This is a genomic window from Bradyrhizobium sp. SZCCHNS3016 (assembly GCF_032484535.1).
Lineage (GTDB): Bacteria > Pseudomonadota > Alphaproteobacteria > Rhizobiales > Xanthobacteraceae > Bradyrhizobium.
On the sequence record NZ_JAUETE010000006.1, the window covers coordinates 1 to 14,577 of the forward strand.

Here is a 14,577-nt window from a genome sequence, read left to right on the forward strand (position 1 = left end):
CCCGCGTTGACCGTTTCTTTCGAATGCCCATCGCAACCTCCTCATCGAGTGTTGCGACGACCAATTGAATCCACCGGATCGTCCGGCTGAGCCTGTGGTTCCTGCCCCGTGCACTTCTTCACGCACGGGGGCCGCGGGTATCAGCGGATACCCGGCCTTCCCTGCGCCCTCTGTTCAAAGAGGGACACCGTACGATCATCACCCGGGCGCGCAACGCGCCGCGGGATCGCGATGACATGCTGTTTGACATTCATATCAGAACGCCACGCGCATGACCCCTGCGCGTGAGCGTCACTTGCCGTCGTCGAGATGGACCAGCACCGCCGCGTTGGCGATGATGATGGCGTCGCTGCCGGCCTCGGCCGGAATCTCCAGCCCACCTTTGACGGCGGTCACGGTCACCGTGCCATAGGGCAGCTCCTTGGCGACCGCGGCGGTGTCGACAGCCTCCGGATTGGGAACGCCGATGGTGACGTCGACGAGCATGTCCTGCGGCGTCTTGCCGACCATTCGGAAGAAGCCGAGGCTGGAATGGCGGATCGCGTCCGACACCGCGCGCCTGGCGGCCTTGGTGGCGTCGCGGCCATGGACGTCGACGCCCATGCCCATCTCGGTGATGCAGCGGATCCGCGTCATGTCAGGTTCCTCTCGGGTTGCGTTGTCGCTTGGCGCGCGACCTTAGCCGACGCCGCCGCCGACGCAACCCGCACGAAATCGACGGCGACGCGCGGCAAAATGGTCATCGGATGCGGACACATATCGTGCATGATGTCGCTCTGCGCGGTGCTGAGAAAGGTCCTCGATATGACGTCCTCTTCCGCTCTCCCGTCCCGACGATCCCATGTGATCGGCCGGGCCGCCGAGACTGATCGCGGCAGCCGCTGAGGAGAGCACCAATGGGTTTTTCACACACGCTGGGCGGCACGCGCTATCGGTTCGACGACCTCAAAACCTTGCTTGCGAAGGCAACGCCGTTGCGCTCGGGCGACGTCCTGGCAGGCCTCGCCGCGCAGGATGCCGCCGAACGCGTCGCGGCACGGATGGCGCTCGCCGAGCTGCCGATGCGCCATTTCCTCAACGAAGCCGTCATTCCATACGAGAGCGACGAGGTCACGCAGCTGATCGTCGACCAGCATGATGGCAAGGCGTTCTCCCCTATCGCAAGCCTCACGGTCGGCGCTTTCCGCGAATGGCTGCTGTCGGATGCGGCCGACGCAGATGCGCTCAGCGGCGTATCGCCGGGGCTGACGCCGGAGATGGTTGCTGCGGTCTGCAAGATCATGCGGCTGCAGGACCTGGTGACGGTCGCGGCGAAATGCGAGGTCGTGACGCGCTTCCGCTGCACCATCGGCCTGCCGGGCCGGATGTCGACGCGGCTGCAGCCCAACCACCCGCTCGACGATCTCAAGGGTGTCGCGGCCTCGATCCTCGACGGGCTGATGTACGGGGTCGGCGATGCAACGATCGGCATCAACCCGGCAAGCGACGACGTCGACACGATGGTACGGCTGCTCGACTTGATCGAGACCTTGCGGCTTGCCTCGCATGCACCGATCCAGTCCTGCGTGCTGGCCCATGTTACGACCGCGCTGAAGGCGATCGAGCGCCGCGCGCCGGTCGATCTCGTGTTCCAGTCGCTGGCCGGCAGCGAGGAGGCCAATCGCGGCTTCGGCATCACGCTGTCGCTGCTCGACGAGGCGCTCGCCGCGGCCGAAGGCCTGCAGCGCTGTCCCGTCGGTGGCAACGTGATGTATTTCGAGACCGGACAGGGCAGCGAGCTCTCCTCCGGCGGCCATTGCGGCGTCGATCAGCAGACATTGGAGGCGCGCTGCTACGCGGTGGCGCGGCGCTACCGACCGCTGCTGGTCAACACCGTGGTCGGCTTCATCGGCCCGGAATATCTCTATGACGGCAAGCAGATCATGCGCGCTGGACTTGAGGACCATTTCTGCGGCAAGCTGCTCGGACTGCCGATGGGCTGCGACGTCTGCTACACCAACCACGCCGAAGCCGACCAGGACGACATGGATGCACTGCTGACGCTGCTGGGCGTCGCCGGCTGCACCTACATCATGGGCGTGCCCGGCGCCGACGACATCATGCTGAACTATCAGAGTACGTCGTTCCATGACGCGCTCTATGTGCGCAAGGTGCTCGGCAAGCGCGCGGCGCCGGAGTTCGAGGCCTGGCTCGCGGCCACCGGCCTCAGCGATTCCAGAGGCGAGCTGCGCTTCGAGCCGGCGCGGCTGATGCCGGCGCTGCCGCTGCTGGAGGCCAAGTGATGGGCGGCTCCGACAAGAGCGACTCGCCGGCAACTTCGTCATCGGACGATTGGCGCTGGCTGTCACGCTACACCGAGGCACGGATCGCGTTGGGACGCTGCGGTCCTGGCCTGCCGACGTCGGCACATCTCGCCTTCCAGGCTGCCCATGCCGAAGCTCGCGATGCCGTGCTGAAGCCATTCGATGCCGAGCGCTTTGCGGCCGAGGTCACCGCGCATGGCTGGCCGGCGCTTGCCGTGCACAGCCGCGTCGCCGATCGCGCGACCTATCTGCAGCGCCCCGACGCAGGCCGCCTGCTCTCGCCCGCGGCGGAAGCGCTGCTGTCGGAGCCGCGCGCGCCGGCCGACATCGTGCTGGTGGTCGCCGATGGCCTGAGCAGCCGCGCGGTGCAGGTCAACGCCCTGCCCGTGCTCGATGCGCTGATGCCGCGCCTGGCTGCAACCGGCCGACGGCTATCGCCGGTGATCGTTGCTTCGCAGGGCCGCGTCGCGCTCGCCGATCATGTTGGCGAGCTGTTCGGCGCGTCGGCCTCGATCATCCTGATCGGCGAGCGCCCGGGTCTGAGCGCCGCCGACTCGCTCGGCCTCTATCTGACCTGGATGCCGCGCCGCGGCCGCGTCGATTCCGAGCGCAACTGCATCTCCAATGTCCGCCAAAGCGGGCTCGCGCCGGCGGATGCGGCGAGACAAGCCGCCGAGCTGCTCGAACGCATGTTCCGTCACCAGGCTGCCGGCGTCAGCCTCGCCCGGCTGCCGCAGCTGCCGGCGCCGGATGGAGATGGCGCGTCATGATGCCGGCGCAGTCCGAAGCATCACACCGCGCAATAGCGGTCCTGGATATCCTTGTCGGCCAGCAGCGCCGCGGCGCTGCTCTCATGCACGACCTCGCCCTGGTCGATGATCACGGCGCGATCGGCGAGGCGCAGCGCCCATTCGACGTTCTGCTCAACCAACAGCAGCGTCTTGCCCTGGTCGCGCAGCCGCCGGAACAGCACGCCCATCTCCTCGACCAGCACCGGCATGATGCCTTCGGAGGGCTCGTCGAGCAGAACCATGCGCGGCCGCGCGATCAAGGCCCGCGCGATCGCCAGCATCTGCTGCTCGCCGCCCGACAGCGTGACGCCCTCCTGATCCAGCCGCTCGTTCAATCGTGGAAAGGTCTCCGCAACCTCGGCGAACGCCGCGCGCTCCTCGATGTCGGCGCTGGCGGCGACCAGCCCAAGCCGCAGGTTCTCGCGCACCGACAGGCCCGGCACGATGCGGCGCTCCTCCGGAACATAAGCGAGCCCGAGATGAAAGCGCTTGTGGGCCGCAAGCGGCAGCAGATCATGGCCGGCAAAGCGCACGCGCCCCGCGGCCCGGGGCATCAGCCCCATGACGGTGCGCAACGTCGTGGTCTTGCCGGCGCCGTTGCGGCCGACCAGCGCGACCACCTCGCCCTCGTTCACGCGCAGCGAGATGCCGTGCAGGACGTGGCTGGCGCCATACCAGGCCTGGACGCCGTCTAGCTCGAGCAACGCGGTCTCAGCCATAGCCTTCACTCTGTCCCAGATAGACCCGACGCACGTCGGGGTTGGATCGGATGTCCTCAGGACGGCCATCGGCAAGCAGCCGACCGTGATGCAGCACCAGCACTCGCTGGCTCAAGCCCAGCACCATCTTCATCTTGTGCTCGACCAGCAGCACCGTGCGCTTCTCCGCCAGCCGCTCCATCAGCGCGACCATCTCCTTGGTCTCTTCCGGCCCCATGCCCGCGGTCGGCTCGTCCAGCAGCAGCAGCTCCGGCTCGGAGACCAGCGCAATCGCGATTTCCAGCGCGCGCTGTTGGCCGTGGGCCAGATACTTCGCAAGCTCGCCGCGCCTGCCGATCAGGCCGACGGCAGAGAGCGCCGCATCAGCGCGTTCGCCGAGCTCGGCAAGATCCGCGCGCTTGCGCCAGATATCGTAGCTCACCCGCATCGCCTGGGCGGCGACCCGGACATTCTCGTGGACCGACAGGTCGGGAAAGATGTTGGTGATCTGGTACGACCGCGAGATGCCCTGATGTACGAAGCGATGCTGTGGCAGGCCGTTCAGCTCGCGGCCCTTGAAGCGCAAGGTGCCGCTGCTCGGCGACAGCGTGCCCGAGAGGATGTTGAAGAAGGTACTCTTGCCGGCCCCGTTCGGGCCGATGATCGAGGTCAACTCGCCGGCCGCGAACGCGACGGAGATGCCTTCGAGCGCGACGAAGCCGCCGAAGCGACGGCCGATCCCGTCCGCGCGCAACAGCTCGGTGCTCATCGCCGCTCCCTCGCGATTGGCAGCGCGTCCAGGAACGTGCCCCAGATGCCCTTGGGCAGGAACAGCACGAACACGACAAAGATGGCGCCGACCACGATCTGCCAGTGCGGCGTCCACAATGACACGACGTCCTCCAGGATCAGGAAGACCGCAGCCCCCACGAACGGCCCGAAAAAGCTGCGGGCGCCACCGAGCAGCACCATCATCACGATCATGCCGGAGGTCTGGTAATGCAGGATGTCGAGCGGCACGATCGACAGATGCAGCGCAGACATGCAGCCACCGACGGCGGAGATCGCGCCCGACAGCATGAACACGATCAGCTTGCAGCGCTCGACGTCGTAGCCGCAGGCCCGCGCGCGCTGCTCGTTCTCCCTGATCGCCTCGATGACCGCGCCGAATGGCGAGTTGAGGATGCGCGACTGCACCCAGATCGCGATCGCCGCGAGCACCATCAGCACGTAATATTTGTTCACGGGATCGAGGAAGTTGATCTGCGCACCGAACAGACCGATGTGGTCGACCGTGAAGCCGCGCAGCCCGTTCTCGCCGCCGGTGAAGGCGGAGGCCTGCAATGCCACGTAGTAGACAAGTTGCGCCAGCGCGAGCGTGACCATCGAGAAATAGATGCCGCGGGTTCGCGTCGAGATGGTTCCGATCAATGCGGCAAGCGCCGTGCTCGCCGCGATCGCCACCGGCACCGCGGCAAACCACGGCAGGCCCCAGCGACCGATAGCGATGCCGGTCAGATACGCGCCGGTGCCGAAGAATGCGGCGTGACCGAACGACAGCAGACCGGTGTAGCCGAACAGGAGATTGTAGCCCATCACCACGACACCGTAGATCAGGACGTTCACGGCGAGCGCCTTCGACGGCAGCAGCCAGGGCAGCAGCGCCAGCGCGACCAGCGAGACCAGCACGCGATGATCCGCGAGGAAAGCGAAGAGGCGCTGCGCCTGATGGAGCGGCGGTGCTTCGCCGGTCGACTGCACCGTCATCACGCTCTCCCCCTGAGGCCGAACAGGCCCTGCGGCCGGATCAGCAGGACCGCGGCCATGAGCGCGAACATCACGATCGTCGCCATCTCGGGCGCGAACAGCGCGACCATGCTGATGCAGATCCCCACCATCAGTCCCGCGACCACGGCACCGACGATCGAGCCGAGGCCGCCGATCACGGTGACGACGAAGGCTTCCGCCAGCACCAGCGTTCCCATCTCGGGATTGACGCTGCGCATGGGTCCCGCCAGCACCCCGCCGAGCGCGGCAAGCCCGACGCCGAGGCCGAAGATCGCGAGCCACACCTTGCTGATATCGACCCCGAGCACACGCATGATCAGGGGATCACGGGCGCCGGCACGGACCATCAGGCCGACCCGGGTCTTCTCCAGGATCAGCCAGAGCGCCAACAGCACGACGGCCACGAGCGCGATCACGAACAGACGATATTTGGGAAAGAAGCCGACGCCGAGATCGACGACGCCAATCAATTGGGACGGCGTTGGAAACGGAATGCCGTCGCTGCCGAACACGATGCGCACGCCCTCGACCAGGATGTAGCTGAGACCGAAGGTGAGCAGCAATGGATCATCGATCGAGCGGCCATACAGACGTCGGACCAGGACGAATTCGATCAGCATGCCGAACGCGCCGACCAGAATTGGGGCGAGCAGCAAGCCCCACCAGAAGCTGCCGGTCAGCGATGCCAGATACAGACCGGCATAGGCCCCGATCATGAACAGCGCCCCATGGGCGAAATTGACCACGCCGAGCATGCCGAACACGATGGTGAGGCCGAGCGCAGTGATCACCAGCACCGCCCCAAGGGCGATGCCGGAAAACAGCTGCATGATGATCAGCGAGAGGTCCATGCGTTCAGGATCAGGTCGGGTGGCCGAGTTCGCTGCAGCTTCGCAGCATCTCGTCCGCCCCTGGATCGCTGGCCACGATCGCGAACAGGTCGTTCTCGTTCGCCATCGCCGACTTCTTCTTGGATTCCAGCACCAGCACCGACTGCACCGACTGGTGGTCGCATTTGCGGTAATGCTGCGGGCCCTTGGTCAGATCGTATTGCAGTCCCTCCAGCGCCGCGACGACCTTATCGGTCTCGGTGCCGCCGGCTGCCTGCATCGCCTGCAACAGCGAGCCGACGCCGGAGTAGCCATAGGCGCCGTAGTCGGTCGGGATCGCACCGCCATTGGCGGCCCGGAACGCCTTGTTGAACTCGGCCGCGGTCTTGTTCTGTGTCTCGAGACCCCAATAATAGTTGGCGCCGCCGACGACGCCCTCGAACACGTCGGGCCCGACGGCGAGGCGCTGGTTGTGCAGGATCACCGGCACCACGATCTTCATCTGCTGCTTGATGCCGAAATCCACCGCCTGCTTGATCGCGTTGGCCTGGTCGCGGCCGAAATTGCTGATGCACAGCACGTCCGGCCGCAGCGACATCAGCCGCGGCATGAAGGTCGAATAGTCGGCCGCACCGAACGGATGCAGGATCTCGCCGACGCTCTCGGCACCGATCGCCGTCTGCGCCCGCTTGAAGCCGCGCAGCATCTCATGGCCATAGGCATAGTCGGCCACGAGATGGGCGACCTTCATGCCCTTCTTGATGGTCTGGCGGGCCACGGCCGCCGTGGTCATGTGCGGGTTCAGCGCCTCGTGGAAGGTGTATTTGCTGAAATCCTTGGCTTCGTTGATGGTGTCGGACTGGCTGATCGACACGTAGATCACGCCGCGGGCGCGCGTCACCTCGTTGACGGCAAGCTGGACGGCGCTGGAGAGCGCGCCGACGACGGCATGCACCTTATCCTTCTCGATCAGCTCGAGCGTCCGCGTCGCCGCCTCGCCGGCGTTGAGCTTGTCGTCGCGCACCAGCAGCTCGACCTTGCGGCCGGCGACGCCGCCCTTGTCGTTGACCAGCTTGACGGCGAGCTCGGCGCACTTGACCTGGTCACGCGCCTCGGCGGCGAACGGACCGGTCAGCGGCGTCGGGAATCCGATGCGGATGGTGTCATCGGCGGCGCGTCCCAGGCGCGGCATCGCGAGCGTGGCGACACCTGCCGACATCCCCATCAGCGCCGTACGGCGGGATATTCCTGTGCGTCGCAGCCTCGTCTCGTAGTTTGGCATGATCTCCTCCCTCATTCGTTTTTCTTAGAACCGGTTGAGCGCCTTGAGCACGCGCTCAGGCGTGATGGGAATGGTGTTGATGGAAGCGCCGAAGGGCATCAGCGCATCATTGACCGCATTCAGCACACAGGCCGACGCGGCCGCGGTGCCGGCCTCGCCGCAGCCCTTTGCGCCGAGAATGGTGTCCGCCGTCGGCGTCTCGACGTGATCGATGGTAATGTCTGGCATCTCCATCGCCATCGGCACCAGATAGTCGGCCATCGACCCGTTGAGCAACTGGCCGGTCTCACCGTAACGGCACTCCTCGAACAGCGCAGCGCCAAGACCCTGCACGACACCACCGCGCAACTGCTCGTCGACCAGCATCGGGTTAATGATCCGGCCGCAATCCTCGACGACATAGTGCTTCAGCAGCTTGATGAAGCCGGTCTCGACATCGACTTCAAGGTAGCTGCCCTGGATGCCATTGGTGAAGGCAAAGGGGTAGCCCTGCGGCGCGAAATGATGGCTGACCGTCAGTTGCGCCTGAGTGCCCGGTGGCAAGGTGTCGGACCGGAAATAGGCGATGCGCGCGATCTCGGCGACCGGCAGACGCGGCTGTCCCGCGGCGACACTGACGATCTGGCCGTCGATGACGTCGAGCGCGGCGGGCTGCTCCTGCAGCACCAGCGCGGCAATCTCCAGAATGTTCGCCTTGAGCTTCCGCGCCGCCTGCAGTGCCGTCTCGCCACCGATGCCCGCGCCGCGGCAGGCCCAGGTCGCACCACCATGCGGCGTGACTTCGGTATCGCCGGTGATGATCTTGACGTGCTCCTGGGCGAGGCCGAGCTGGTCGGCGACGATCTGGCTGATGATCGCCTCGGTGCCCTGTCCCTGCTCCGTCACGGAGATCGCGCAGCGCACCTCGCCCGACGGCGTCAGGCTGACGGTCGCGCCGTCCTGCGAGGAGATCCGCGCGCCGCCGACGCCGTAGAAGGCCGGGCTCGGATTGGTGATCTCGACGAAGGTCGCAATGCCGATGCCGCGATAGATGCCGCGCCGGTGCAGCTCGGCCTGTTCAGCCCGCAGCGTGTCGTAGTCCATGATCTCGCGCAGCCGCCGCAGGCAGACCTCGTGCGACAGCGCCTCGAACCTGTAGCCGCTCGGCGAGGCCGTCGGATAGGCATTGTCGGCGATCACATTCCTGGCGCGCATGGAAAACGGGTCGATCCCGACGCGGCTTGCGGCGAGATCCACCATGCGCTCGGTAACCGCGCAGGCGATGGGATGTCCGACCGCGCGATACTGGCTGGTCTGCACCTTGTTCTGGAACACGACCTCGAGCGCGGCACGATAGGACTTGAAGTCATACGGCGCACCGATCAGGCGGATGACCTGATTGCCTTCGACGACGCTGGTGCGCGGATAGGTCGAGAACGCGCCGATCGCCGTGGCATCGTGGACGTCCATGGCAAGGATCTTGCCCTCGGCGTCGACGGCCATGCGCGCGCGGACATGGTGATCGCGGGCATGAATATCCGACACGAAGGACTCGATGCGGTCGGCGACGTATTTGACCGGGCGCCCGAGCAGGATCGACAGCCCGACAACCGCCATGTCCTCGTGGTAGACATGCAGCTTCATGCCGAACGAGCCGCCGATATCGGGCGCGATCACGCGCACGCCGGCTTCCGGGATGCCGTAGTGGCGAGCGTACAGATCCTGGAACTGGTAGGGCGTTTGCGTGGCGTGATGCACCGTCAGCGCGCCGCTCTCAGGATCATAATCCGCGACGATGGCCCGCGGCTCCAGCGTGACCGGCGTATGACGGCCGAAGCTGAATTCTTCCACGATCACATGCGCGGCCGACGCGAAGGCCTCATCGACGCCTCCGCTGTCGAGCTGCGTGCGGAAACAGATGTTGGACGCCGCAACCGGATTGACCAGCGGCATCCCCGGCCGACGCGCGGCGTCGAGATCGACCACCGCCGGCAGCTCCTCGTAGTCGACCGAGATCAGCTCCAGCGCATCCTCCGCAATCGCCCTGCTCTCGGCGACTACGGCAATCACGGCCTGCCCGGCCCAGACGACGCGATCCAATGGCAGCGGCAGCTGCGGCTCGGACGTCATGCCCTTGAAATGATCGAGCGTCCCGGTCCACGGCGTGCAGATCTTCGCCAGATCGGCGCCGGTCGCAACCAGATGCACGCCCGAAAGCGCCCGCGCCGCATCGACCTCGATGCGGATGATCCGTGCATGAGCATACGGGCTGCGCAGGAAGGCTGCGTACAGCATGCGAGGCAGGCGAACGTCGGTCACGTAGCGCCCGCGTCCGGCGAGCAGCCGCTTCGCATTCGGTCGCGGCACGGAGCGGCCGATATAGGAATTCGGACGGTCCAGCGAGGTCAGCGGCGCGCTCATTGTGACGAGCCCTCCGCGTCCTGCGATGCCGTTGCCGACCGCGCCGCAGCCACTGCGGCGATGGCGTCGACGATCGCTTCATATCCGGTGCAGCGGCAGAAATTGCCCGAGAGCGCGTCGCGGATGGTCTCGCGACTCGGCCGTGCAGCACGGGTCAGCAGCTCATGAGCGATGATCAGCATACCCGGCGTGCAGAACCCGCATTGCAGCGCATTGCGCCGATGAAACTCGGCCTGCAGGTCGGCGATCACGCCGCCCTCCGAGAGCCCCTCGATCGTATCGATCCGCGCGCCATCGGCCTGCACGGCAAACATCAGGCAGCCATGCACAGCAGCGCCGTCGAGCTGAACCAGACAGGCGCCGCAGGCGCCCATTTCGCAACCGGCATGCGTGCCGGTCAATTCGAGCTGCTGGCGAAGACAATCCACCAGCGTGTCGCGAGGCGCGACGTCACAAGCCACCTTGCGGCCGTTGACGATGAGGCGAATGCGGACCTGCTCGTCGGCCTCGATGTCGACCGGCGCGCTCATGCGGCATCTCCGATCCGTCCCAACAGCCGGCCGAGCAGAACGCGTGCGAGATGCAGGCGCATCGCCGCCGGAACACCGTCGCTGTCAGCAGGCGCGAGATCGTCATCAAGCGCAGCCTGCGCGGCCGCAATCCGTCCGGCATCGATCCGGCCGCCCGTCAGCGCTGCCTCCGCATGTCTCGCACGGGTCGGGACATTGCCGACCGAGAAGAACGCAATGCGGATACGCTCGATCAGATCACTCTGACAGGTCGCGAGCAGGCCGCAACCGACCAATGCATAGTCGCCGCGCCGGCGGGCCAGCTCATCGAACGCAATGCGCTGGCCGGCTTTGAAGAGAGGAACATGAACTGCGACGAGGAGCTCGCCTGACGCGATCGCCGTCTCAAAAAGGTCGGTGAAGAAGTCATCGGCTTTGACGCGGCGCCGGCCGGACGTGCCGGCAATCTCGATCTCGGCGTCGAGCGCCAACACCATCGCCGGAAATTCGGAAGCCGGGTCGGCCAGCGCAACACTGCCGCCCAAGGTCCCGCGATTGCGGATGGCAGGGTGCGCAACAAACGGCGCTGCGGCGCGCAACAGCGGCGCAAACTCGGCGATCAGCGGATCGGTCAGCATCTCGCAGTGCCGGGTCAAGGCGCCGATCCGCAACCACTCGCCGTCCCGCGTGACGCCGCGCAGCTCTGCAATGTGATTGATATCGATCAGAATACGCGGCGCCTGAAGACGCAACGCCAGCGCCGGAACCAGACTCTGGCCACCGGCAATGAAGCGTGCATCGTCGCCGGCGCCCGCATGAGCTTCGAGCGCCTCGCCGATCGTGTGTGCACGAAAATAGCTGAAAGCCCTCGCTTTCATCCGTTCCTCGCCGCCAGGGCTCGCCAGCCCGGAGTCCCAGATTTGTGACCATCTGGTCTTAAAAGAGTTGCACGTGGCGGCAGCGCGGTCAACCAGAAACGAACGATTGGTCACAAATCTGCTTTCGGGTATCAAGCAGGCTGTCGCCGCAATCGATGAGACCATGGCTAAGACCTCGAAGACAGCGAACGCTGAGACAAACGGCCGCGTTGGTGGAGGCCAGCGGAGAACCGACGGCCGCCCTCGCGCGAGGCGCCGCAACATGCGCGCCGCCGACCGCGAGCGCGTGATCGTGGAGGAAGCCATCCGCTTTTTCGCCGAGCGCGGCTTCGAAGGCCAGACGCGGGAACTCGCGAAGCGCATGGGTATCGCGCATTCGGTGATCTACCGGCACTTCCCCAGCAAGGAAGCCCTCATCGAGCGCGTCTATCAGGAGGTCTATCTGAGCCGCTGGTCGCAGGATTGGGGCCCGCTGATCCGCGATCGCAGCCATCCGCTGAAGGCACGGCTAACCGGCTTCTATCTCGACTATGTGGCGCGCGTGTTCGAATATAATTGGGTGCGGATCTTCGTGTTCTCCGGCATGAAGTCGTTCGGCATCACCGGTCGCTACCTCGACCTCGTCCGACGCGAGATCATCGAGCCTGCCGCGATCGAGCTGCGGCATGAACTGCAGCTCCCAGACGCCGCTACCTGCCCTCTCGGCAACCGCGAGACGGAGATGTTCTGGGGACTGCACGGACGCATCTTCTATCTCGCGATCCGAAAGTTCATCTACGAGACACCCGTTCCATCCGATCTTGAGCAAACCGTGCGTGATGCGATCGACCTCTTCATGGACGGCGCCAGACTGGCGCTCCCGCGGCTCGTGCACGACGATCAGGCCGGAACAGCACGATGATCCGGCCCGTCGTCGGCGGCGATGCTGAGCAGGCTCTCTGAGGCTACCGAACATGCCTGCCGGCTGCGGCCTTCACGCCGTTCGGCCACGCCCACCATTGCGGCTGATCTTCGCGGCGACGAGATAGGATAGCGGCATGGCGACGACGAATCCGACCAGCGCCGCCAACGGCAGGTCCTTCATCGGGCTCGCAACCAGCCCCTGCACCGTCAACAATGCCGTAACCGCGCTGCCTGCAAGCACGGTGCCCAGCATGACCCAGATGAGAATTGCGACCTTGAACATCTGTCTTTCTCCGCCAGTAGGAAAGCTTTCGATCCCTTGACGCGAGAATGCTCTGCCTGCGACCTCGAGCCGGCATTGATTTGGAACAACCGGACTCAGCAATCGAGGGAGGAGCGACCGCTCCTCCCTCGATCAGTCCCGATGAGCCCACGGAATGCCGCCGACGCCTCACGATCGGCGATCGAACGACACTGCTCTATCGTGTCGCTGGAACGAAGTGATCGCGCTTGCTGACCGAAGTACCGGTCGCCGGATCCGTGATCTTGATCTCGATGTCCACCGGCGCGGAGGGAAGGTTGGCCCCCTTGGCCTCGATCGACATGCGGATCTCGCGGGTCTGGTCCTGGCCGACATCGATCACCATGCGACCGTCCTGCTCGCGCGTCTCGCCGGCCACCGTCACCTTGGCGTTCGGAAGCCCCACGACGTCCAGCACGAAGTCGCGCGCGCCGCGCTTGTTGAGCAGGCGGACTGTGTAGTCGTTACGGACGCCGCCATCCGACAACTGAACGAACAGCGGGTTACGTTCATGCAGCACGTTGATGCCCATCGTGCCGCGCGTGGCCAGCGAGTACAGCATGATCCCGCCGACGATCGCGATGAAGCTCGCATAGATGACCGTGCGCGGCCGGATGATCCGGTAGATCTCGGGCTTGCCTTCCTTGCGGCGCTGCACGTTGATGTCGGTGTCGTAACCGATCAGGCCGGTCGGACGGCCGATCTGGGTCATCACGCTGTCGCAGGCGTCGATGCACAGGCTGCACTGGATGCAGCCGAGCTGGATGCCGTGGCGGATGTCGACGCCGGTCGGGCAGACGTTGACGCATTGGTGGCAGTCGATGCAGTCGCCGGCGGGAGCGCCCTGCAGCCGTGCGGCTTCCGCCTTCTTGACCGACATGCGCGGCTCGCCGCGGTCGCCCTTGTAGGTGACGTTGAGCGCCCATTCGTCGGTCAGCGCGGCCTGGATGCGCGGCCACGGGCACATGTAGATGCAGACCTGCTCGCGGGCGTGGCCGGCGAACACATAGGTCGTCGCCGTCAGGATGCCGATCCAGAGATAGGCGGTGAACGGCGCCTGGAAGGTGGCAAGGTCCTTCACCAGCGTCGGCGCATCGTCGAAATACAGCACCCAGGCGCCGCCGGTCCACCAGCCGATCATGATCCAGAGGAAGTGCTTGAGCGCGGCCTGGCGAATATGGGTGAAGGTCCAGCCGCGCCTGTCGCTGAGGATGCGCTCACGGCGATCGCCTTCCACCCAGCGCTCGACGACGTAGAATAGGTCGGTCCACACCGTCTGCGGACAGAGGTAGCCGCACCACAGCCGGCCGGCCACTGCATTCATCAGGAACAGGGCGACGGCCGCGATGATCAACAGCCCCGTGAAGTAGTAGACCTCCTGCGGCCACAACTCGATGAAGAAGAAGTAGAACCGGCGATGCGGGAAGTCGACCAGCACCGCCTGGTTCGGCATGCCGGGACCGCGATCCCAGCGGACGAAGGGCAGCAGGTAGTAGATGCCGAGCGTGATGCACAGGATCGTCCACTTGATGCGCCGGAAGCGGCCGTGCACGGCCGCCGGATAGACCTTTTCGCGCGCCTTGTAGAGCGGCCCGACGATATAGGTTTCGTCCGAGTCAGCCATGATATCCTCGCTTCATCTTGCCGTCCTTCCGACCGATTCAGGAGAACGCGTTGCCGCTTTTGAGCCCCAGCTTCTTGAAGACGATCGCTGCCGGACAGAAGCCCGTGAACGAGGCCTGGATCATGTTCACTCCAGCAAAGGCCGCCAGCAAGAACCAGTAGGGACTGACGTACCAGCCCAGGGCCAGACTGAGCAGGACGACGATCCCTGCGAAGGTGAGAACTGCTTTGTCGACGTTCATGACATACTCCCTCATGGTTGCATTTGAGC

Annotated in this window: 15 protein-coding genes; 3 read left to right on the forward strand and 12 right to left on the reverse strand. The window is 65.4% G+C overall.

Annotated elements, in window-relative coordinates:
• Positions 1-291: 291 nt before the first annotated feature.
• Positions 292-636, reverse strand: a complete 345-nt coding sequence (locus QW881_RS13285) for a Lin0512 family protein (RefSeq protein WP_315757820.1) — start codon at positions 634-636, stop codon at positions 292-294.
• Between the two features lie 260 nt (positions 637-896).
• Here QW881_RS13285 and QW881_RS13290 point away from each other — a divergent pair, with 260 nt between their 5' ends.
• Positions 897-2,282: an ethanolamine ammonia-lyase subunit EutB gene (locus tag QW881_RS13290; protein WP_315757821.1), complete on the forward strand. Its 1,386-nt coding sequence runs from the start codon at positions 897-899 to the stop codon at positions 2,280-2,282.
• Entirely contained in the window at positions 2,282-3,073 is a 792-nt protein-coding gene (gene eutC, locus QW881_RS13295; protein WP_315757822.1) for an ethanolamine ammonia-lyase subunit EutC, read from the forward strand. The genes QW881_RS13290 and eutC overlap by 1 nt, the downstream gene beginning before the upstream one ends.
• A 20-nt stretch (positions 3,074-3,093) precedes the next feature.
• On the opposite strand, the gene QW881_RS13300 is transcribed toward eutC, so the two are convergent.
• From QW881_RS13300 to QW881_RS13335, 8 genes are read right to left on the reverse strand one after another with little or no spacing between them, the layout of a single operon-like run.
• Positions 3,094-3,813, reverse strand: coding sequence for an ABC transporter ATP-binding protein (locus tag QW881_RS13300; protein WP_315757823.1), 720 nt, complete (start codon positions 3,811-3,813; stop codon positions 3,094-3,096).
• Positions 3,806-4,561 carry an ABC transporter ATP-binding protein gene (locus QW881_RS13305; protein WP_315757824.1) on the reverse strand — a complete coding sequence of 252 codons (756 nt, stop codon included), beginning with the start codon at positions 4,559-4,561 and terminating at the stop codon, positions 3,806-3,808. The genes QW881_RS13300 and QW881_RS13305 overlap by 8 nt, the downstream gene beginning before the upstream one ends.
• Positions 4,558-5,559 carry a branched-chain amino acid ABC transporter permease gene (locus QW881_RS13310; RefSeq protein ID WP_315757825.1) on the reverse strand — a complete coding sequence of 334 codons (1,002 nt, stop codon included), beginning with the start codon at positions 5,557-5,559 and terminating at the stop codon, positions 4,558-4,560. The genes QW881_RS13305 and QW881_RS13310 overlap by 4 nt, the downstream gene beginning before the upstream one ends.
• Positions 5,559-6,431, reverse strand: a complete 873-nt coding sequence (locus QW881_RS13315) for a branched-chain amino acid ABC transporter permease (RefSeq protein WP_315757826.1) — start codon at positions 6,429-6,431, stop codon at positions 5,559-5,561. The genes QW881_RS13310 and QW881_RS13315 overlap by 1 nt, the downstream gene beginning before the upstream one ends.
• Positions 6,432-6,441: 10 nt before the next feature.
• Positions 6,442-7,692 carry an ABC transporter substrate-binding protein gene (locus QW881_RS13320; RefSeq protein WP_315757827.1) on the reverse strand — a complete coding sequence of 417 codons (1,251 nt, stop codon included), beginning with the start codon at positions 7,690-7,692 and terminating at the stop codon, positions 6,442-6,444.
• A gap of 24 nt (positions 7,693-7,716) precedes the next feature.
• Positions 7,717-10,092 carry a xanthine dehydrogenase family protein molybdopterin-binding subunit gene (locus tag QW881_RS13325; protein WP_315757828.1) on the reverse strand — a complete coding sequence of 792 codons (2,376 nt, stop codon included), beginning with the start codon at positions 10,090-10,092 and terminating at the stop codon, positions 7,717-7,719.
• Positions 10,089-10,622: a (2Fe-2S)-binding protein gene (locus QW881_RS13330; protein ID WP_315757829.1), complete on the reverse strand. Its 534-nt coding sequence runs from the start codon at positions 10,620-10,622 to the stop codon at positions 10,089-10,091. The genes QW881_RS13325 and QW881_RS13330 overlap by 4 nt, the downstream gene beginning before the upstream one ends.
• A complete protein-coding gene (locus tag QW881_RS13335) occupies positions 10,619-11,479 on the reverse strand; it encodes a xanthine dehydrogenase family protein subunit M (protein ID WP_315757959.1) in 861 nt (286 codons plus the stop codon). Before QW881_RS13335 ends, QW881_RS13330 begins: the two co-directional genes overlap by 4 nt.
• 262 nt (positions 11,480-11,741) lie before the next feature.
• On the opposite strand from QW881_RS13335, the gene QW881_RS13340 reads away from it, so the two are divergent.
• Entirely contained in the window at positions 11,742-12,380 is a 639-nt protein-coding gene (locus QW881_RS13340; RefSeq protein ID WP_315757960.1) for a TetR/AcrR family transcriptional regulator, read from the forward strand.
• A 72-nt stretch (positions 12,381-12,452) separates the two neighbouring features.
• Here the strand turns inward: QW881_RS13340 and QW881_RS13345 are convergent, their stop codons facing one another.
• The 3 genes from QW881_RS13345 to QW881_RS13355 all read right to left on the reverse strand — a co-directional run bounded on the left by QW881_RS13345 (position 12,453) and on the right by QW881_RS13355 (position 14,548).
• On the reverse strand, positions 12,453-12,665 hold the full coding sequence (locus QW881_RS13345; RefSeq protein ID WP_315757830.1) for a hypothetical protein: 213 nt from the start codon (positions 12,663-12,665) through the stop codon (positions 12,453-12,455).
• 196 nt (positions 12,666-12,861) lie between these two features.
• A complete protein-coding gene (ccoG, locus tag QW881_RS13350) occupies positions 12,862-14,307 on the reverse strand; it encodes a cytochrome c oxidase accessory protein CcoG (RefSeq protein ID WP_316158418.1) in 1,446 nt (481 codons plus the stop codon).
• A 37-nt stretch (positions 14,308-14,344) separates the two neighbouring features.
• A complete protein-coding gene (locus QW881_RS13355) occupies positions 14,345-14,548 on the reverse strand; it encodes a DUF2892 domain-containing protein (protein WP_315739305.1) in 204 nt (67 codons plus the stop codon).
• Positions 14,549-14,577 lie beyond the last annotated feature (29 nt).